Raw genomic sequence first — 17,182 nt, forward strand, 5'->3', positions numbered from 1 at the left:
ATCGGAACGGCCGCTGCTATACGCCCGCCTCCCGAGCAGATGTTCCGCAGTAGCTCAGTGGTAGAGCAGCCGACTGTTAATCGGCTGGTCGTAGGTTCGAATCCTACCTGCGGAGCCACTCGGGGTAAAGACTGAGGCCAGACAAGGCGTTAGGTCAGAAACTTTCCAGACAATCTGATCTGCTTGAACGGCGACCGAGCTATTGGGCGCCGGCGTTCCGCGCTGTGGTGTCGCTTTGACGCACCCCGCTCCTGTCCGTAGATCCAAGCGAACCCTGGCCAACCTTGAGCGTTGGCTAAGCTATCCCCCGCGATCCAGGAGAGCCGCCCCGCCTCGATGTCCATCAGCTTGCTTCTCGTCGTCATCCTAGTCCTGCCGTTCCTTGGCGCCATCGTCGCGTCCGGCTTGCCGCGTCATGCACGCACCTCGGCCGCCATCCTTTCCTGGGTCGTGGCCTTGGTCAGCCTGGGGTGTCTGGCTGCGCTATGGCCGATGTTTCAGGACGGGGAGACGCTGCGCTACGAAATCCCGTGGCTGCCGTCGCTGGGCGTCAATCTGGTGCTGCGACTGGATGGACTGTCGTGGCTGTTCAGCGCCCTGATTCTGGGGATTGGCGCCTTGGTGGTGCTGTATGCTCGCTACTACATGTCTCCGAAGGATCCGGTGCCGCGGTTCTTCTCCTTCCTGCTGGCCTTCATGGGCGCGATGCAGGGGGTGGTGCTGTCGGGCAATCTTATCCAGCTGGTCGTCTTCTGGGAGCTGACCAGCCTCTTTTCCTTCCTGCTGATCGGCTATTGGCACCAGAACCCCGCCGCGCGCGAAGGGTCGCGCATGGCGCTGACGGTGACAGCCATGGGCGGCATCGCCCTGCTGGTCGGTATGATTTTGATCGGGCGGATCGTCGGGAGTTATGACCTCGATGTCGTCCTGGCGTCACGCGAGGCGATCCAGACCAGCCCGCTGTATCTGCCGGCGCTGATCCTTCTGTTGCTCGGCGCGATGACCAAGAGCGCGCAGTTTCCGTTCCACTTCTGGCTGCCCCGCGCCATGGCCGCGCCGACGCCGGTCAGCGCCTATCTGCACTCCGCGACCATGGTGAAGGCGGGCATCTTCCTGCTGATCCGCTTCTGGCCCGTTCTGGCGGGGTCCGAAAGCTGGTATCTGATCGTCGGCGGCATGGGTCTGGCGACACTGTTGCTCGGCGCGTGGTGCGCCATCTTCCAGCATGATCTCAAAGGCCTGCTGGCCTATTCGACGATCAGCCATCTGGGCCTGATCGTGCTGCTGTTGGGATTGGGCAGTCCGCTGGCCTGTATCGCGGCCATTTTCCACACGGTGAACCACGCCACCTTCAAGGCGTCGCTCTTCATGGCCGCCGGCATCATCGACCATGAGGCCGGCACGCGGGACATGCGCAAGCTGAGCGGTCTGTTCCGCTTCATGCCTTTTACAGCGACCCTGGCCATGGTGGCCGCAGCCGCGATGGCGGGCGTGCCGCTGCTGAACGGCTTCCTGTCCAAGGAAATGTTCCTGGCCGAGGCGGTGGCCAGCGCCCATACGCACGGCCTGAACATGCTGCTGCCCGCCTTGGCTACATTGGCCAGCGCCTTCAGCGTTCTGTATTCACTACGGTTTATCCACGCGACCTTCTTCGGCCCGGCTCCGACCGAGCTGGATCGCATCCCGCACGAGCCGCCCGCCTGGATGCGTCGCCCCGTCGAGGTGCTGGTCAGCCTGTGCCTGGTCGTCGGCATCTTCCCGGCGGTTACGGTGGGGCCGTTCCTGAAGAGCGCCGCCGTTTCGGTGCTGGGCTTCGATCTGCCCTATTACAGTCTTGTCCTGTGGCACGGGTTCAACCTGCCGCTGGTGCTCAGCCTCGTCGCGCTGGCGGGCGGGGTGGGTCTCTATGTCGTCTTCGGCAAGCGCATCAACGCCAACCCGCGCGGCGGACCGTGGGGCTGGAAGCGCCTGAACGGAGGCTGGTTGTTCGAGCGAACCATGACCGGCCTTTTCAAGGGATCCGAGGCGATGGTTCGCCTGTTCGGGGCCACACGACAACAGCCACAGCTGCGGGCCATCGTCCTGGTCGCCCTGCTGGCGGGCGGGCTGGCGGCGATCGGCGCCGGATTGGTGATCCGCCCGATCATGCCGACATTGACCCTGTCCAACTGGGCCTTCGCCGGCCTTTGGCTGGTCGGAGCCAGTTGTGCAGTCGCAGCGGCATGGCAGGCGAAATATCACCGGCTGGCGGCCGTGGTTCTGATGGGCGGCGCAGGTCTGGCGAGCTGCCTGTCCTTCGTCTGGCTGTCGGCGCCGGATCTAGCCGTGACTCAGTTGCTGGTCGAGGTCGTGACCACCGTTCTGCTGCTGCTGGGCCTGCGCTGGCTGCCCAAACGGCTGGAGACCATTCGCCTGCCACAGGCCATGGAGAAGCGGTCTCGCCGCCGTCGCCGTATCGACCTGATCATCGCCGCCGCCGCTGGCGCATCCTTGGCGGCCATTTCCTACGCCATCATGACGCGCCGATCGATCGAGGGGATTTCGCGCTTCTTCGTCGAGCACGCCTATAAGGACGCAGGCGGGCGCAACATCGTCAACGTTATCCTGGTCGACTTCCGCGCCTTCGACACCTTCGGCGAGATCACGGTTCTGGGCATTGTCGGCCTGACGATCTTCGCCCTGCTGCGCCGCTTCCGCCCCGCCGACGACACCCTGTCCAATCCCAGTCAGCAGAGCGTGCAGGACGCTTCCGACCGCGATCATGAGACGCGATCGGAGGGCGATACGCTGAAGGAGACCATGCTGATCCCCCGCGTGGTGATGCGCTGGATTTTCCCCTTCATCATCCTGCTCGCCGTTCACCTGTTCCTGCGCGGGCATGACCTGCCGGGCGGCGGTTTCGCGGCGGGCGTGGCCCTGTCGATCGCCTTCATCCTTCAGTATATGGCCTCGGGCGCCCGGTGGGTCGAAGAGCGGCTGGCGATCCGGCCCATCGTCTGGATCGGGGCCGGCCTGGTGATCGCCGCGCTCAGCGGGATCGGCTCATGGCTCTTCGGCTATCCCTTCCTGACCTCCTGGTTCCAGTATGCCGACCTGCCGATCCTGGGCCGCGTGCCGCTGGCCAGCGCCGTGCTGTTCGATTTGGGCGTCGTTGTTCTGGTCGTGGGCGCCACGGTCCTGACCCTGGTCGCCCTGGCGCACCAGTCGCTGCGCAAGCCCAAGCAAAGAGACGCCGAAGAAGGAGAGCCGTCATGATGGAGCTGGTTCTCGCCCTCGCCATCGGCGTGTTGTCGGCCTCGGGTGTCTGGTTGCTGCTGCGCCCGCGCACCTTCCAGGTGATCATGGGGCTGTCGCTGCTGTCCTATGCGGTCAACATCTTCATCTTCGCCATGGGACGGCTGAGATCGGGCGCGCCGCCGGTGCTGGCGGGCGAGGTCTCCGATCCCGCGCGCTACACCGACCCGACGCCACAGGCGCTGGTCCTGACCGCGATCGTCATCAGCTTCGCCCTGACGGCGCTGTTCCTGGTTGTCATCTTGGCGGCACGTGGCATCACCGGCAGCGATCATGTCGATGGCAAGGAGCCGGACGCATGATCAACTGGGACGCCCATCTGATCATCGGCCCCATCATCCTGCCGATGATTATCGCCGCCGCCATGCTGCTGCTGGACGAGCGTCGCCGAACGCTGAAGGCGGTGCTCAGCTTGAGCGCTATGGCCGCCATTCTGTTCATGGCTCTGGTTCTGCTGCACGAGAGCGCAAACGGCGCCGTGGGCGGCGGCGATACCGCGCGCGTCTATCGCCTGGGATCGTGGGCTGCGCCTTACGGCATCGTCCTGGTGGCCGACCGTCTGTCGACGATGATGGTCGCGCTGACCAGCGTTCTGGGTGGATGCGCCCTGATTTTCGCCCTGGCGCGATGGGACCGAGCGGGACCGCGCTTCCACGCCCTGTTCCTGCTTCTGATTATGGGGGTGAACGGCGCCCTGCTGACCGGCGACCTGTTCAACCTGTTCGTCTTTTTCGAAATCATGCTGGCCGCCTCATACGGACTGGCGCTGCATGGGTCGGGCGAGGCGCGGGTGCGGGCGGGCGTGATCTATATCGCCGTCAATCTGACCGCATCCCTGCTGTTTCTGATCGGCGTCAGCCTGATCTACGGCGTGACCGGCACGCTGAACATGGCTGATGTTGCAACGCGGGTCGCGACCGTCGCAACGGATGACCTGGGGCTATTCCATATCGGAGCGGCGGTGCTGGGCACGGCCTTCCTGATCAAATGCGCCATGTGGCCCTTGGGCTTCTGGCTGACCCCGACCTATTCGGCGGCTAGTGCGCCGGCGGCGGCGGTCTTCGCCATCCTGTCCAAGGTTGGGGTCTATGTGGTCATCCGCCTCAGTCTGCTGCTGTTCGGCGCCGACGCGGGCGCCTCCGCCGGATTTGGCCTGATCTGGCTGTTCGTCGGCGGACTGGCGACCATAGGGTTCGGCACGTTCGGCCTGATGGCCTCTCGCGATCTGTCGCGCGCCGCCGGGTTCGGTGTGATGATCTCGTCTGGCACTGTCTTGGCGATCCTGGGCGTCGGCGAGGCGGCGGCGCTCAGCGGCGCACTCTTCTACCTGATCGGCTCCACCTTGGCCTGCGCAGCCCTGTTTCTGCTGGCTGAAATCCTCCAGCGCGGACGCGAGGCCGATGTCGGCGAGGCGCGCGCTGTTTTCGATGACGAATATCGTGATCCGTTCGACGACGAAGAGCGCAACGAGCCGGGCCTGGTCATTCCGGCGGCCGTCGCGGTCCTGGGTGGGGCCTTTCTGATCTGCACCCTGATGGTCGCCGGCCTGCCGCCCTTGGCCGGCTTCGTCGGAAAACTGTCGATGATCAGCGCCCTCGTCGGCGTTGGCGATGCGGCGGCCTGGACGCTGGTCGCTGTGCTTTCCGTGTCCAGCCTCGGCGCCTTGATCGGCCTGACCCGCCTTGGCGTCGGCGCTATCTGGACGCGCGACGAAGATGCGCCGGCTTTCGTGGTGGGGGCGGCTGAGTTCACAGCGGTCGCAGCCCTGCTCGGCGCCTGCGTGTTTCTGGCCATCTTCGCTGGATCCGCGTTGATCTACACCGACCACACGGCGGCCTGGCTGGCTGACCCGCAAGGCTACATCCACGCGGTGCTGGGCGGGAGCGGGCGATGAGACGCATCCTCCCCTACCCCGTCCTGTCTCTAGGCCTGTTCGTCGCCTCGATCCTGCTCAGCGCCTCGGTCGCGCCGCCGTCCCTGGCGCTCGCGGTGCTGCTGGCCCTTCTGGCGCCGATCATCATGCTGGCGCTGGGCGTGGATCGCGTGCGGGTGAAGGCGCCGATGGCCATAATACGCCTCGCCATCGACGTCATCGGCGACATCGTGCGCTCCAACTGGGCGGTGTCGCACATCATTCTGGGGCGGCGACGGCATGAGCGCACATCCGGCTTCATCCACATCCCGCTGGAACTTCGCGACCGATATGGTCTGGCGGTCCTGGCCATCATCATCACCTCGACGCCCGGCACCCTGTGGGTCGAGTACGAAGCCGCGACCGGCCGTCTGCTGCTGCACGTGCTGGATCTGGTGGATGAAGAGACCTGGGTGCGGCTGATCAAGAATCGCTACGAGCGCCGGCTGATGGAGATTTTCGAATGACGGCGGCGGTGCTGACCTGGGGCCTGAGTCTGGCCCAGTTGATGCTGATCTGCGCCATGGGCCTGGCGGCATGGCGGATCATTCACGGTCCGCGCGCCCAGGATCGCGTCCTGGGCATGGACACCCTCTATCTGAACGGCATGCTGCTGGTGGTGGTGTTCGGCATCCGCACTAACAGCCAGCTCTATTTTGAGGCCGCCTTGGTAATCGGCATGTTGGGCTTCGCCGCCACCGTGGCCCTGGCTAAGTTCCTGATGCGCGGCGAGGTGATTGAATGACCGAAGCTGACGTTCCCGCATGGGCCGCCCTCGTCGTCGTCGCCCTGGCGGTCACCGGTTCGGCTCTCTCGCTGCTGGGCGCGTTTGGGCTGGTTCGGCTGAAGACCTTCTATGAACGCGTCCACGCCCCGACCCTTGGTGCCACGCTAGGCATGGCGCTGGTCCTGCTGGCGTCGATCGTCTGGTTCACGACCGTCGAGCGGCGTTTCATGCCCCGCGAAATCCTGATCGGCCTTTTCCTGACGGTCACGACGCCGGTCACCCTGATCCTGCTGGCCCGCGCCGCCCTGTTCCGTGATCGCACCGAGAACGTAGAGGATACGCCGAGGAAGGGCTGATCGACCGGCAAAAAAGAAGCCCGGCGGGGGAGCCGGGCTGCAAGCAGGTTCGGTGATGGTGTCCCTGAGGACGGCCCATTCCCTAACTGAAATGGTTTCCAGATCGTTAAGCGGCTTCAGTCCGGCAGCCATGTCGTCTGACGCCCTGCTGGCTCCACAGGCCAAGTGATCCGCCAGCCCGCCCCCGCCCGCTCGACGACGAAGCCTGCAGCTTCACCCGCGCCCGGATAGTCGAAGCTCTTTCCATTTACCGTGATCTTCGCCGCACCCGACTGTCCGATGACGGCCCGCCAGCGGCCGCGCCCGATCGCCGTCGGCGACATATCTGCGCCGTTGATATTGACCGAGGGAGCCGCCCCACTTGTTCGGCCCGACACCATCAAAGTCGCGCCGTCCGAATCCACCGCATCCAGCCCTTCGCCGCCATCGAGGCGAACCGTCGGCTGGCCTGCTGCAATCAGGGCGACGGGATCGGACCCGCCTTGGATCACCACCAAGGTCTCGGGCGAGACGGCGGCGTCTTCGCCCACCTGCACCTCAGGCGTGAAGCGCACATCGCCGCTTAGAGGCGGCAGTCGCAGTTCGAAACGCCCCGCGCCGTCCGCCGTCGTCGCCACGGCCGCAGTATCCGGCGCACGCAGCACGACACGCGCATTGGGCCCCGCCCCGCCGCGCAGCACCAGAACGCCGCCGTCACGCATCACGCCATCGATCTGGGGCGGGCGAACCCAGGGCGAGGCCTCGTCGGCCCCCGTCGGCCCCGCCACGCCGCCCTGCTGATCGGAACAGGCTGCGGCAGCCAGGACCGCGACACACGCGACCATCATCCGACGTTTCATCCTGCGCCTCTACGATATAGGACTGGCGACCCAGCGGCTCGAGCCTGTGTTAGCTTGAGCGCCGTCGGTTTGGCCATGGCCAGGCCGCCTATTCGTTTTCTTCGAGGCTCCATGTCCCTGCCCCCCGTTTCGTTTCTGCCGTTCGACGGCTCTTCCGTCTGCTTGTTCTGCGGCGCTTCCGAGACCGCCGATCCCTCCTACACCGAGGCGGCCTATGCCTTCGGCAAGGCGGCGGCCGAGGCCGGTTGGCGGCTGGTCTATGGCGGCGGCGGCGTGGGTCTGATGGGAGCCTCCGCGCGTGGCGCGCATGAGGCGGGCGGCCGGGTCGTCGGCATCATGCCGGCCTTCCTGCGCAGCCGCGAACGCCTGTTCGACGAGGTCGAAACCGTCGTCGTCACCTCGATGCACGAGCGCAAACAGCTGATGTATGACCAGTCCGAGGCCTTCGTGGTGGCGCCCGGCGGGATCGGCACGTTGGAAGAGGTTGTGGAGCTGCTGTCCTGGAAGCGGCTGGACCTGCACCACAAGCCAGTCGTCTTCCTGAACCTGAACGGCTTCTGGAACGGCTTCTTCGACCTGATGAAGCACAGCGTCGCGGAAGGAATGACGCCGCCGTCGTTCCTGGACGCCTGGACCGTCGCCGAAACCGTCGAAGAGGCGATGGCGCAGGTTCAGGCCGGCGGCGGCGCGCCGCAATTGAAACATGATCATCGATAAGTGATCATCGCTCATAATCCGCTGCGCGCGTCTTGACAGTTTTTATCGAAAACTGACATGGGAGCGCAGCGGCATGACGCCGTTCTTCATTTCGGAGAGTTTTCAATGCGCGCTCTGCTGATCGCCGCCGCCCTGTTCGCCGCCGCCCCTGCGGTCGCCCAAGCCCCCGCCGCCACCCGCCTGACGCTGGCCGACGCCGCCAAGGCGCCCGCACGCGCCACCATCATCGACGGTGCTCGGTGGTCCTGCGAAGGCGCGACCTGCACCGCCGCAGGCGGCACGGAACAGCCCGCGACGCGCGCTTGCCGCCGCGTGGTTCAGAAGTTCGGTCCCGTCACCGCCTTCTCTTACAAGGGCGTCGCCCTGAGCGCCGACGAACTGGCCGTGTGCAACGCTTGATTTGGATTGAGGCGGCTTAGGCCGCCTCGCCGCTCAGCCGCCGCTGGATGGTTTCGCGACCGATCAGCGGCGCCATGGCCGCCATGTCCGGCCCGTGCCGCTGTCCCGTCAGCGCCAGACGCAGCGGCATGAACAGCGCCTTGCCCTTCGCGCCCGTTTCGGCCTTGACGGCCGAGGTCCACGCCGACCAGGCGTTCTCGTCGATCACTTCCGGAAGCAGACGCAGCGCTGTTTCGATGAAGGTCGCATCTTCGATAACAGGTTGGATCGGACCACGGACGATCTGCGCCATATCCGCCACGTCGGCGAACTTCGTCAGATTGCCCCGAACCGTATTCCAGAAGGCTTCGCCCAGATCGGCGCCGAGAGCCTGAAGACGTGGCTGCGCCGTCGCATAGTCCATGAAGTGCAGCGCCTGGGCGTTCAGCCGGTCCAGATCCGCCGTATCGTAACGCGCCGGCGAACGGCCCATCTTGGAGAAGGCGAAGCTCTGACCCAGAGCCTCGACCGAGGCGCCGATTTCCAGGGGATCGGAAGTCCCGATCCGGCCGAGGTGGCTGGTGATTGCGATCGGCTCGTAGCCTTGGTCGCGCATGTCGCTGATCGACAGCGATCCGAGACGCTTGGACAAGGCCGCGCCGTCGGCGCCGACCAGCAACGGCATGTGCGCAAAGCCCGGAACCGCCGCGCCCAGCGCTTCAAAGATTTCGATCTGCGCTCCAGTGTTGGTGACGTGATCCTCGCCCCGGATGATGTGCGTGATGGCCATGTCGATGTCATCGACGACCGACGGCAGGGTGTAGAGGAACAGGCCGTCCTCGCGGATCAGCACCGGGTCCGACATCGAGGCGGTGTCGACCTCCGCATGACCGCGCGCCAGATCTTCCCAGGCCACGCGCTTGCCGTCCAGTTTGAAGCGCCAATGGGGACAACGCCCTTCGGCCTCGTAAGCAGCCTTCTGCTCTTCGGTCAGTTCCAGCGCCGCGCGGTCATAGATCGGCGGCAGGCCGCGCGACAGTTGCACCTTGCGACGACGGTCCAGCTCGTCGGCGGTCTCATAGGCGGGATAAAGCCGCCCCGACGCCTTCAGCCTGGCGGCCGCTTCTTCGTAGCGATCGAACCGCTTGGACTGATTATAACGCTCGTCCCACGGCATCCCCAGCCAGGTCAAGTCGTCTTCGATCCCCTGTTCGAACTCGGGCGTGGAGCGCGCCAGGTCGGTATCGTCGATGCGCAGGACGAACGATCCACCCTGCCCCTTGGCGAACATCCAGTTCACCAAGGCGGTACGGACATTGCCGACGTGCAGCTTACCCGTGGGCGACGGGGCGAAACGAACCTTGACGGACATGGATAGACGACCTCGAAAGCGAGGCGGCTAGGTCGCCCCGCAACCCGGCGAAGTCAAGGCGCGTAAGGCTTAAACCTCAGTCGTCGCGATGAACGCGTTCGCGGCGTTCGTGGCGTTCCTGGGCTTCGACCGACAGGGTCGCCGTCGGACGGGCTTCCAAACGACCCAAGCTGATGGGTTCGCCCGTGTCCTCGCAGTAACCGTAGGAGCCGTCCTCGATCCGGCGCAGCGCGTCGTCGATCTTTGAGATCAACTTGCGCTGACGGTCGCGGGTGCGCAACTCCAGCGCGCGATCGGATTCCGAAGACGCCCGGTCCACCAGATCGGGGTGGTTCTCGGTCTCGGCCTTCAGATTGACGACCGTGCCCTTGGACTCGCGAAGGATCTCATCCTTCCAGGCCAGCAGCTTCTTCTTGAAATAGGCTTGCTGCCGTTCGTTCATGAACGGCTCGCTGTCAGACGGCCGATACGGGCCGGTTTCGTCGGACACAACGGACGCCAAGGCGCTCATCGATCTCACGCTCTCTAACACGCCCCCCTGTGGCGTAGATGGCCGTATAATCAGCCCGTCGAGTCGCGGCAACGCGGTTCTCGATTCCGTGATGAAAATAGGGCGACTAACCTTCTGACAGTGGCAAAAGTCACTCACTGGCGAAGCTTAGCCGCCTGATGTCAGACGATTATTTCGCATCAGGGGCGGCTGCGGCGCATTTCCGCCTTCGCCAGTTCGACTGAAGCGCGCAGGTCGATCTGATCCAGCAGGGCGCCCAGGTCCTTGTCGTCGTCGTCGGCGCGCTCTTCGCGCAGGCTCCGCGCCAGTCGATCCAGAGCCCCCTCGTCGGCGTCGCCGTTCAGCAGGGCCAGCTTGATTTCGTCAAGGCGATCCAGAAGACCGCTGCCGCGCCGGATCGCGCGACGTCGCTTTTCCAGCGGCCCCTCGACCCCTTGAAGGGCCATCAGGGCCGAGACGTCAGAGACCCCGCCCGTCGCTACGTTGGCGGTCGTTGCAGCAGGCGCAGGGGTAGCCGCAGTCTGCCCTAGCGAGAAGCCGCTGGCGGATCGCGTCGGACGTGTGCTGGCAGGCGTGTTGACGCCGTTGGGGCCGACAACCTTCATGTGCAGGTGCTCCGCGTCATGAAATCATGGATGACGGGCGGCGATGACTGTTTGGTTAACGCCCCGGCAAATCCTGCCGCTTCTCTTCCCGTCAAAGACCGACCGGCATTGAATTCACGTCGTTAATTCGGCGGCATGATCTTCGCACAGACGGCGTCGTAACGTTGCGTGGACGCCTGACCAATGCAAAATCTGCTTGCCCGCCTGATCGCCTCTGTCGCCGCGACACTCTTCGTCGCCGGCGGCGCGACCTCGGCGCTGGCCCAGTCGCAATCGCGCATCAAGGACATCGCCGCCGTCGAGGGCGTGCGCGGCAACCAGTTGGTCGGTTACGGCATGGTCATGGGTCTGAACGGCACGGGCGATAGCTTGCGCAACTGCCCCTTCACCCGCCAATCGCTGGAAGGCATGACCGAGCGGCTGGGCGTCAATATCCGCGGCGCCAACGCCAACACCAAGAATATGGCCGCCGTCATGGTCACGGCCGATCTTCCCGCCTTCGCCACGCCCGGCTCGCGCATCGACGTGTCGGTGGCCTCCATGTGCGACGCCAAGAGCCTGCTGGGCGGTTCGCTTGTGGTAACCAGCCTGCAAGGCGCGGACGGTCAGGTCTATGCGGTGGCGCAAGGCTCGGTCCAGACCGGCGCCGTCTCGGCGTCGGGCGGGTCGGGGTCGTCGGTGACGCGCGGCGTGCCGACCGCGGGCCGCATCGCCTCGGGCGCGCTGGTCGAGCGCGAGACCGGCTTCCAGATGGCCAATATGAACGAGGTGCGCCTGAATCTGCGTAACCCCGACTTCACCACCGCCCAGCGCGTCGCCGCCGTCGTCAACGCCGCCTACCCGGGGTCGGCCCTGGCCGAGAACGGTACGGTCGTGTCCCTGCGCGCGCCCGGCGAACTGGGCATGGCGGGCTTTATCAGCCGGATCGAAAACCTGGCCGTCAGCGTCGATACGCCCGCCAAGGTCATCATCGACGAGGTCAACGGCGTCATCGTCATGGGCGACGCCGTGCGCATCTCTCGCGTCGCCATCGCTCAGGGCAATCTGACCATTTCCGTAGACGAACAACCGCAAGTCAGTCAGCCGGCGCCCTTCAGCCGCGGCCAGACCGCCGTCGTACCCTCGACCCAGGTGAACGTCGAAGAGGATCTGGGCACCCAGATGCGACTGGTCGGCGGCGGCGCCAACCTGTCCACCCTGGTCAACGGCCTGAACGCCCTGGGCGTCAGCCCGCGCGACATGATCAGCATCCTGCAGGCCATCAAGGCCGCCGGCGCCCTGCAGGCCGACATCGAGGTGATGTGAGCATGACCGACCTGACCGTCTCCGCCGATCTGCTGCGCCCCGCCGCGGCCGCGCCCACGGCGGCTAACCGAGACAAGATCGCGGAAACCGCCAAGGCCTTCGAGGCCACCTTCATCTCGCAAATGCTGAAGCCGATGTTCGAAGGCCTGTCGACCGACGGCCTGTTCGGCGGCGGCCAGGGCGAGGCGACATGGCGCAGCTTCATGCTGGACGAAATGGCCAAGTCTACGGTGAAGGCCGGCGGCATCGGCCTGAGCAACACCGTGATGGCCGAAATGCTGAAGATGCAGGAGGGCCGGCCATGATCGACACCGAACTGGCCCAGGCGCGGGTTCGTCAGCTGACGACCTTGACCTTGCGTCTGACCGAGCGACTGAAGGCCGAGACAGCCGCTTTCGCTGATGGCCGTCCTCAGGATGTGGCCGCCGGTCTGTCGGAAACCCAGGAGATGGCCAATCTCTACCGTCGCGATTCGGCCCATGTGAAGGCCAATCCAGCGCTGCTGAGCGGCGCTCCGCTCGAAGATCGAAAGACCCTGATCGACGCCACGCGTGAGTTCGACGCGGCCCTGAGGCGACACAGCCGCGCCGTCGACGCCGCGCGTCAAATCTCCGAGGGTCTGGTCCGCGCCATCGCGGCGGAGGTCACCGCCGCCCGCACCCCCGCTTCCGCCTACGCCGCCGACGGCCGCGCCTCGCTGGGCGACGGACGCGCTGTCGCCCTGAACCGAATGGCCTGAACAAGACGGCCCTTAGCCGTTCGCCGATCACGGTTCGCGTCCTAAGGGTCATTGCCTAATTTTTAAGCGACTGCGTGCCAGCATGGCCTCATGACGCTGACCACTCGCCTCCTAGGCCTGGCCTTCGCTTCCGCCGACACTCTGGTGGAGGTGGATCCGAAAGGCGTGGTCGCCTTTGCGATCGGCGCGGGCGCCGTGGCCGGCGAGGACGCAGGCGCGACCTGGACCGGCCGTCCCCTGCTCGATCTGCTGCACGACGGCGCCTCCACCCTGACCGCCCTGCAAGGCATGAAGGCCGGCGTGCGCATTCCGGCGACGTCGATTCTTGTGGCGGCCGGCCCCGACCGCGTGCGCCGCGCCTCTTTCCGCGCCTTCGTCCTGCCGCAGATGGCGCCGGCCGTCTCGTGCGCCATCTCTTACGAAGGCCCGGCCTTTGCGCTGGAGGATCTGGACACACGGCCGCTTCTGGAACCGGAAGATTTCCTGGCCGACGCCGGGCGCGTGCTGGAGTCCAATCCCGACCTGGCCCTTTCCTTCCTCGACATTACCGGTTTGGAGAATGTCACCGGCGAAGCCGCCGACCGTCTGAACCGCCGCATCGAGGCCACGCTTCAGTCCGCCGCCGTCGAGGGATCGAGCGCGTCGCAGGTCACCGGCGTCCGCTATGCGCTTCTCCGCCCCGCCAACGACCGTCGCGACATCGCCGCCGAAATCGTGGAGGCCGGTCGGGCCGAAGGCCTGTCGCTGGGCGCGGAGGCTTTCAGCTCGCCCGTCCCGCCCGGATCGGATTCCCTGTGCGTGCTGCGCGCCATGCGGTTCGCCATCGAAGGCTGCCTGAAGGGCGACGGTCTCGCCAATCCGCAGATCGCCTTCGCGGACTCGCTGAAGCGCACCTTCCGCGACGCCGAGACCTTCCGCAGCCTGGTCAAGTCGCGCGAGTTCCAGGTCCACTATCAGCCCATCGTCCATCTGGACTCCCGAGCCGTCCATCACTTCGAGGCCCTGACCCGATTCAGCGGCAACAGCGGTCCCGCCGAAGCCATTCGCATGGCCGAGGAGTTGGACATGATCGAGTCATTCGATCTCGCCGTGGCGGAAAAGGTGCTGAAGCGGATGCGCCAGCCCGGCGCCGGGCTGCTGAAGATGGCGATCAATGTTTCGGGCGCCTCGCTGGGCGACGACACCTATGTCGAGCAGTTGCTGCGCATGACCGCCGGCGCGCCCGAGGAACGCCGTCGTCTGATGGTCGAGGTGACCGAAACCTCCGCCGTCGCAGACATCGAAGCCGCCGACCGTCGCCTGGCCGCGCTGCGCGAAGCCGGCATCAAGGTCTGCATCGACGATTTCGGCGCGGGAGCCGCCGCCTTCGATTATCTGCGCAAACTGTCGGTGGACTCGGTCAAGATCGACGGAGCCATCGTTCGCGATATCCAGACCGACCAACGCTCCAAGGCCATGCTGCACAGCATCGTCGAAATGTGCCGTTCGATGAGGCTGGAAACCATTGCCGAGATGATCGAGACCGACGGCGTCGCATCCGAGCTCAAGGCGGCGGGCGTCGAATACGGCCAAGGCTGGCTGTTCGGCCGCGCCGAAGCCGAGCCGCGCACCCAACTGTCCAGCCCGTCGATGGTCCGTCGCAAGGGCGCCGTCGAGGCCTGGGGCTGACCGACCTCAGAGCTGGACCGTGCGCGTGATTTTCAGCGCCGACAGGAAATCCACGTCGTGGCTCACGACGATCAAGGCGCCGGCATAGGCGTTCAGCGCCTCTTCGACCGCCGCGATGGCGTCCAAGTCGAGGTGGTTCGTCGGCTCATCCAACACCAGCAACTGCGGAGGCGTCGCGCCTGTCATGACGCAGGCCAGACCCGCCCTCAGCCGCTCGCCGCCTGACAGCTCGCCGACCCGGCGCTGCGCGGCCGTATTGCGAAACAGGAACCGAGCCAGCGCCGCTTGGGCGTCATTGACCGACCCTTGCGGATTCAATCGCCGCCACGCCTCCACCAGCGTTTCGTCCGGGCTCAGGATCTTGACCTCCTGATCCAGCAGCACCGCCCGCACAGGCCGATCGACGGCGCCCGTGGTCGGTTGCAGATCGCCGGTGATCAGCCGCAACAGGGTCGTCTTGCCCGCCCCGTTCGGTCCGGCGATCGCGACCCGTTCGGCCCCGACCAGCTTTAGATCAACCGGCCCGACGATCATCCGCCCCTCAGGTATCGCCCAGCCGACATGGTCCAACGTCAGCACCGCCCGTCCCGTTGGCAGGCCGGTCGTCGGCATCGGGATCGCCAGCGTCCGCGTTCGCTCCACGCGCGCCTGCGCTGAGGCCAAGGCATCCTTCGCGGCTTCGGCCTGTCGTTCGGCCAACAACCGGCCGCGCCCGCCCGTGTTTTCGGCGCGCTCGGCCCGTGCGCCCAGCAGGATTTTGGGCATGTCGCCCTTGGCGGCCTTGCGGCGGCCGGCGGCGTCTCGGCGCAACTGGGCCTCCGCGCGCTGCTGAGCCTCGGCGCCGACACGCGCGAGGTCGCGTTGGGCTTCGGCCAGATCCCGCGTCGCCGCCTCGCGTTCCAGCACTTTTCGCTCGACATAGGCGTCATAGCCGCCGCCGTAGCTGGCGACGCCAAGGCTCGACACCTCAAGGATTCGGTCCATGCGGCGCAGCAGGTTGCGATCATGGCTGACCACCACGACCCCGCCGTCCCAACGCACGATCATATCGGCGACCAGCGCCCGCGCTTGGGCATCCAGATGATTGGTCGGCTCGTCCAGCAGGATCAGATCGGGCCGGCACAGCCTCAATCCCGCCAGCCGCAACCGCGTCTGCTCGCCCCCGCTGAGACTGGACGTCAGGCGTTCGTAGTCCAGGTCAGGCAACCCGACCTCTCGCAAGGCCTCTTCCAGACGCGTCTCCAGCGTCCAGTCGACTTCGGCCAGCTCGTCAGCCGTTCCCTGCCCCGCCAGAACCCGCGCCAAAACCGCCAGCGCTCCTTCGACGCCGAGGGTTTGAGCGACGGTCTCATCAGGCGTTGGCTCATAGCGTTGATCCAGGACGCCGATCGTTCCGGCTCGCGCGACAGCCCCCTCAGCCGGCGAGGCTTCGCCCGAGATCAGGCGCAGCAGCGTGGTCTTGCCCGCGCCATTGCGACCGACGACGCCGGTGCGCTCAGGCCCGAACGTCAGGCTCAAATTGTCGAAAAGAGTGGCGCCGTCCGGCGTCCTAGCGGCGACCCTGTCGAGTGTCGCGAGTGCGGACGGGGACGCGTTTCGGCTTGGGCTGATTGGCATTGAGGATCACGAGCAGCATGGCGGACAGGGCGGAACCGGTGGCCAATGCGATGATCATGATCGTCATACCTTCTGCAAAACGCGTCAGAACAAGGAGGATGGGTCGTAATCCCGCAATGCGCAAGTCTGGCGTCGAACACGGCCGCGTGAGAAGCTTGGCGTTAAGGAGACCACCATGAAGCCAGTCATCACGCTCGCCGTCTTCTCCGCCCTCGCTTGCGCCGCCTGCGCCACCGCGCCGAACGCGCCGCCTCTACCCCCGAACTACAGCGCCGTGCCGACCCAGGCGCCGACGCCCAACGCGCGGCTCTATGCCGCCTGCTTGGAACAGGCCGCCGCCGCCGGCACCTATCGCCGCGCGGACAACGGGGACGGCGCGGAATATATTCTGTTCACCTGCACGGGTGCGCCGGCCGCGGCCTTTGCTGCGGCCTTGATCCCGTGGAGCGAGAAGATCGGATCGACATTCCAGCGTGACGGCCGCACGTTCCGCTCGACCGCAAAGGTCGAGGCCGACCTGTACGGCGTCGATTCCTGCTCGACCGATGCGACGGGTGGTGACGCCATCTGCATCCTGTCGTTCAACGCCGGCGACTTTCTCGACCAATAGGCTGGCGGCGGCTAGACCAGCCGTCATGCAAACCCGTTTCCGCATCGAAGACCCCGCCGGCGCCGCCGCGCGGCGCGAGGCCGCCGTCCAGCGCCTGCGGGACGAAACGGGCATAGACGAAGCCATGATCGACGCCTTGGTCGAAGGCTTCTACGCCCGCGTCCGCGACGATGCCCTGATCGGCCCGATCTTCGCAGACAGGATCACGGACTGGGCGCCGCATCTGAAGCAGATGAAGCTGTTTTGGTCGTCGGTCGCCCTGTCCACCGGCGTCTACCAGGGTCGGCCGATGCCGAAACACCTGCCCCTTCCCATCGATGCGCGGCATTTCGATCGCTGGCTTGAGCTGTTCGTCGAAACCGCGCGCACCCTGTGCCCGCCAATCGCTGCCGACCACTTCATTGAACGCGCCCGCCGCATCGCCGAAAGCCTGGAATTGGGCGTCGCCAACGCCAGCGGCGTGCTTCTGGCCAAGGGCGAGCGTTTCGTGCGGCCCACACAGGCGTGGATGCCGGAATGATGCGCCGACCGC

General features: G+C 65.9%; 19 protein-coding genes and 1 tRNA gene. 15 read left to right on the top strand and 5 right to left on the bottom strand.

Annotated elements, in window-relative coordinates; translation table 11 throughout:
* Positions 1–43: 43 nt before the first annotated feature.
* The 7 genes from Q9R14_RS07435 to mnhG all read left to right on the top strand — a co-directional run bounded on the left by Q9R14_RS07435 (position 44) and on the right by mnhG (position 6,289).
* Positions 44–118 (top strand) — tRNA-Asn (locus Q9R14_RS07435).
* Positions 119–336: 218 nt separating this feature from the next.
* The gene (locus Q9R14_RS07440; RefSeq protein WP_306003994.1) at positions 337–3,255 is read left to right on the top strand and encodes a monovalent cation/H+ antiporter subunit A; all 2,919 of its coding nucleotides are present in this window, start codon (positions 337–339) and stop codon (positions 3,253–3,255) included.
* Positions 3,255–3,596, top strand: a complete 342-nt coding sequence (locus tag Q9R14_RS07445) for a Na+/H+ antiporter subunit C (RefSeq protein WP_055804418.1) — start codon at positions 3,255–3,257, stop codon at positions 3,594–3,596. Before Q9R14_RS07440 ends, Q9R14_RS07445 begins: the two co-directional genes overlap by 1 nt.
* Entirely contained in the window at positions 3,593–5,188 is a 1,596-nt protein-coding gene (locus Q9R14_RS07450) for a monovalent cation/H+ antiporter subunit D (RefSeq protein ID WP_306003995.1), read from the top strand. Before Q9R14_RS07445 ends, Q9R14_RS07450 begins: the two co-directional genes overlap by 4 nt.
* Positions 5,185–5,673 carry a Na+/H+ antiporter subunit E gene (locus tag Q9R14_RS07455; RefSeq protein WP_306003996.1) on the top strand — a complete coding sequence of 163 codons (489 nt, stop codon included), beginning with the start codon at positions 5,185–5,187 and terminating at the stop codon, positions 5,671–5,673. Before Q9R14_RS07450 ends, Q9R14_RS07455 begins: the two co-directional genes overlap by 4 nt.
* Positions 5,670–5,951: a K+/H+ antiporter subunit F gene (locus Q9R14_RS07460; protein WP_306003997.1), complete on the top strand. Its 282-nt coding sequence runs from the start codon at positions 5,670–5,672 to the stop codon at positions 5,949–5,951. Before Q9R14_RS07455 ends, Q9R14_RS07460 begins: the two co-directional genes overlap by 4 nt.
* Positions 5,948–6,289 carry a monovalent cation/H(+) antiporter subunit G gene (gene mnhG, locus Q9R14_RS07465; protein ID WP_306003998.1) on the top strand — a complete coding sequence of 114 codons (342 nt, stop codon included), beginning with the start codon at positions 5,948–5,950 and terminating at the stop codon, positions 6,287–6,289. The genes Q9R14_RS07460 and mnhG overlap by 4 nt, the downstream gene beginning before the upstream one ends.
* A 116-nt stretch (positions 6,290–6,405) precedes the next feature.
* On the opposite strand, the gene Q9R14_RS07470 is transcribed toward mnhG, so the two are convergent.
* Complete coding sequence (locus Q9R14_RS07470) at positions 6,406–7,128, bottom strand: hypothetical protein (protein ID WP_306003999.1); 723 nt, start codon at positions 7,126–7,128, stop codon at positions 6,406–6,408.
* Positions 7,129–7,239: 111 nt separating this feature from the next.
* On the opposite strand from Q9R14_RS07470, the gene Q9R14_RS07475 reads away from it, so the two are divergent.
* Together Q9R14_RS07475 and Q9R14_RS07480 are read left to right on the top strand one after the other, a co-directional pair.
* Positions 7,240–7,845 carry a TIGR00730 family Rossman fold protein gene (locus Q9R14_RS07475; protein WP_306004000.1) on the top strand — a complete coding sequence of 202 codons (606 nt, stop codon included), beginning with the start codon at positions 7,240–7,242 and terminating at the stop codon, positions 7,843–7,845.
* A gap of 105 nt (positions 7,846–7,950) precedes the next feature.
* Positions 7,951–8,244 (top strand): hypothetical protein, encoded by a 294-nt coding sequence (locus Q9R14_RS07480; protein WP_306004001.1) that lies wholly within the window; start codon positions 7,951–7,953, stop codon positions 8,242–8,244.
* A 16-nt stretch (positions 8,245–8,260) separates the two neighbouring features.
* Here Q9R14_RS07480 and gltX read toward each other — a convergent pair whose 3' ends face one another.
* The 3 genes from gltX to Q9R14_RS07495 all read right to left on the bottom strand — a co-directional run bounded on the left by gltX (position 8,261) and on the right by Q9R14_RS07495 (position 10,711).
* Positions 8,261–9,595 (bottom strand): glutamate--tRNA ligase, encoded by a 1,335-nt coding sequence (gltX, locus tag Q9R14_RS07485; RefSeq protein ID WP_306004002.1) that lies wholly within the window; start codon positions 9,593–9,595, stop codon positions 8,261–8,263.
* A gap of 76 nt (positions 9,596–9,671) precedes the next feature.
* On the bottom strand, positions 9,672–10,106 hold the full coding sequence (dksA, locus tag Q9R14_RS07490; protein ID WP_017504616.1) for an RNA polymerase-binding protein DksA: 435 nt from the start codon (positions 10,104–10,106) through the stop codon (positions 9,672–9,674).
* Positions 10,107–10,285: 179 nt separating this feature from the next.
* On the bottom strand, positions 10,286–10,711 hold the full coding sequence (locus tag Q9R14_RS07495) for a flagellar assembly protein FliX (protein WP_306004003.1): 426 nt from the start codon (positions 10,709–10,711) through the stop codon (positions 10,286–10,288).
* A gap of 183 nt (positions 10,712–10,894) precedes the next feature.
* Here Q9R14_RS07495 and Q9R14_RS07500 point away from each other — a divergent pair, with 183 nt between their 5' ends.
* From Q9R14_RS07500 to Q9R14_RS07515, 4 genes are all read left to right on the top strand, one after another.
* A complete protein-coding gene (locus Q9R14_RS07500) occupies positions 10,895–12,016 on the top strand; it encodes a flagellar basal body P-ring protein FlgI (protein WP_306004004.1) in 1,122 nt (373 codons plus the stop codon).
* Positions 12,017–12,018: 2 nt separating this feature from the next.
* Entirely contained in the window at positions 12,019–12,321 is a 303-nt protein-coding gene (locus Q9R14_RS07505; RefSeq protein ID WP_039246464.1) for a rod-binding protein, read from the top strand.
* Positions 12,318–12,755 (top strand): flagellar basal-body protein FlbY, encoded by a 438-nt coding sequence (locus tag Q9R14_RS07510; protein ID WP_306004005.1) that lies wholly within the window; start codon positions 12,318–12,320, stop codon positions 12,753–12,755. The genes Q9R14_RS07505 and Q9R14_RS07510 overlap by 4 nt, the downstream gene beginning before the upstream one ends.
* Before the next feature lie 90 nt (positions 12,756–12,845).
* Positions 12,846–14,423 (top strand): EAL domain-containing protein, encoded by a 1,578-nt coding sequence (locus Q9R14_RS07515; RefSeq protein WP_242078378.1) that lies wholly within the window; start codon positions 12,846–12,848, stop codon positions 14,421–14,423.
* A 6-nt stretch (positions 14,424–14,429) separates the two neighbouring features.
* Here Q9R14_RS07515 and Q9R14_RS07520 read toward each other — a convergent pair whose 3' ends face one another.
* Positions 14,430–15,941 carry an ABC-F family ATP-binding cassette domain-containing protein gene (locus tag Q9R14_RS07520; RefSeq protein ID WP_371929772.1) on the bottom strand — a complete coding sequence of 504 codons (1,512 nt, stop codon included), beginning with the start codon at positions 15,939–15,941 and terminating at the stop codon, positions 14,430–14,432.
* A 274-nt stretch (positions 15,942–16,215) separates the two neighbouring features.
* Between Q9R14_RS07520 and Q9R14_RS07525 the strand changes: the two genes are divergently transcribed.
* Both Q9R14_RS07525 and Q9R14_RS07530 read left to right on the top strand, forming a co-directional pair.
* Positions 16,216–16,650, top strand: a complete 435-nt coding sequence (locus Q9R14_RS07525) for a hypothetical protein (RefSeq protein WP_306004007.1) — start codon at positions 16,216–16,218, stop codon at positions 16,648–16,650.
* Between the two features lie 25 nt (positions 16,651–16,675).
* On the top strand, positions 16,676–17,170 hold the full coding sequence (locus tag Q9R14_RS07530; RefSeq protein ID WP_306004008.1) for a group III truncated hemoglobin: 495 nt from the start codon (positions 16,676–16,678) through the stop codon (positions 17,168–17,170).
* Positions 17,171–17,182: the final 12 nt, after the last annotated feature.

The organism is Brevundimonas sp. C43 (assembly GCF_030732185.1).
GTDB lineage: Bacteria > Pseudomonadota > Alphaproteobacteria > Caulobacterales > Caulobacteraceae > Brevundimonas > Brevundimonas diminuta_C.

Coding starts and splice junctions, on each gene's coding strand:
- Q9R14_RS07440 (WP_306003994.1), top strand. CDS start 337: ATGTCCATCAGCTTGCTTCTCGTCGTCATCCTAGTCCTGCCGTTCCTT.
- Q9R14_RS07445 (WP_055804418.1), top strand. CDS start 3,255: ATGGAGCTGGTTCTCGCCCTCGCCATCGGCGTGTTGTCGGCCTCGGGT.
- Q9R14_RS07450 (WP_306003995.1), top strand. CDS start 3,593: ATGATCAACTGGGACGCCCATCTGATCATCGGCCCCATCATCCTGCCG.
- Q9R14_RS07455 (WP_306003996.1), top strand. CDS start 5,185: ATGAGACGCATCCTCCCCTACCCCGTCCTGTCTCTAGGCCTGTTCGTC.
- Q9R14_RS07460 (WP_306003997.1), top strand. CDS start 5,670: ATGACGGCGGCGGTGCTGACCTGGGGCCTGAGTCTGGCCCAGTTGATG.
- mnhG (WP_306003998.1), top strand. CDS start 5,948: ATGACCGAAGCTGACGTTCCCGCATGGGCCGCCCTCGTCGTCGTCGCC.
- Q9R14_RS07470 (WP_306003999.1), bottom strand. CDS start 7,128: ATGAAACGTCGGATGATGGTCGCGTGTGTCGCGGTCCTGGCTGCCGCA.
- Q9R14_RS07475 (WP_306004000.1), top strand. CDS start 7,240: ATGTCCCTGCCCCCCGTTTCGTTTCTGCCGTTCGACGGCTCTTCCGTC.
- Q9R14_RS07480 (WP_306004001.1), top strand. CDS start 7,951: ATGCGCGCTCTGCTGATCGCCGCCGCCCTGTTCGCCGCCGCCCCTGCG.
- gltX (WP_306004002.1), bottom strand. CDS start 9,595: ATGTCCGTCAAGGTTCGTTTCGCCCCGTCGCCCACGGGTAAGCTGCAC.
- dksA (WP_017504616.1), bottom strand. CDS start 10,106: ATGAGCGCCTTGGCGTCCGTTGTGTCCGACGAAACCGGCCCGTATCGG.
- Q9R14_RS07495 (WP_306004003.1), bottom strand. CDS start 10,711: ATGAAGGTTGTCGGCCCCAACGGCGTCAACACGCCTGCCAGCACACGT.
- Q9R14_RS07500 (WP_306004004.1), top strand. CDS start 10,895: ATGCAAAATCTGCTTGCCCGCCTGATCGCCTCTGTCGCCGCGACACTC.
- Q9R14_RS07505 (WP_039246464.1), top strand. CDS start 12,019: ATGACCGACCTGACCGTCTCCGCCGATCTGCTGCGCCCCGCCGCGGCC.
- Q9R14_RS07510 (WP_306004005.1), top strand. CDS start 12,318: ATGATCGACACCGAACTGGCCCAGGCGCGGGTTCGTCAGCTGACGACC.
- Q9R14_RS07515 (WP_242078378.1), top strand. CDS start 12,846: ATGACGCTGACCACTCGCCTCCTAGGCCTGGCCTTCGCTTCCGCCGAC.
- Q9R14_RS07525 (WP_306004007.1), top strand. CDS start 16,216: ATGAAGCCAGTCATCACGCTCGCCGTCTTCTCCGCCCTCGCTTGCGCC.
- Q9R14_RS07530 (WP_306004008.1), top strand. CDS start 16,676: ATGCAAACCCGTTTCCGCATCGAAGACCCCGCCGGCGCCGCCGCGCGG.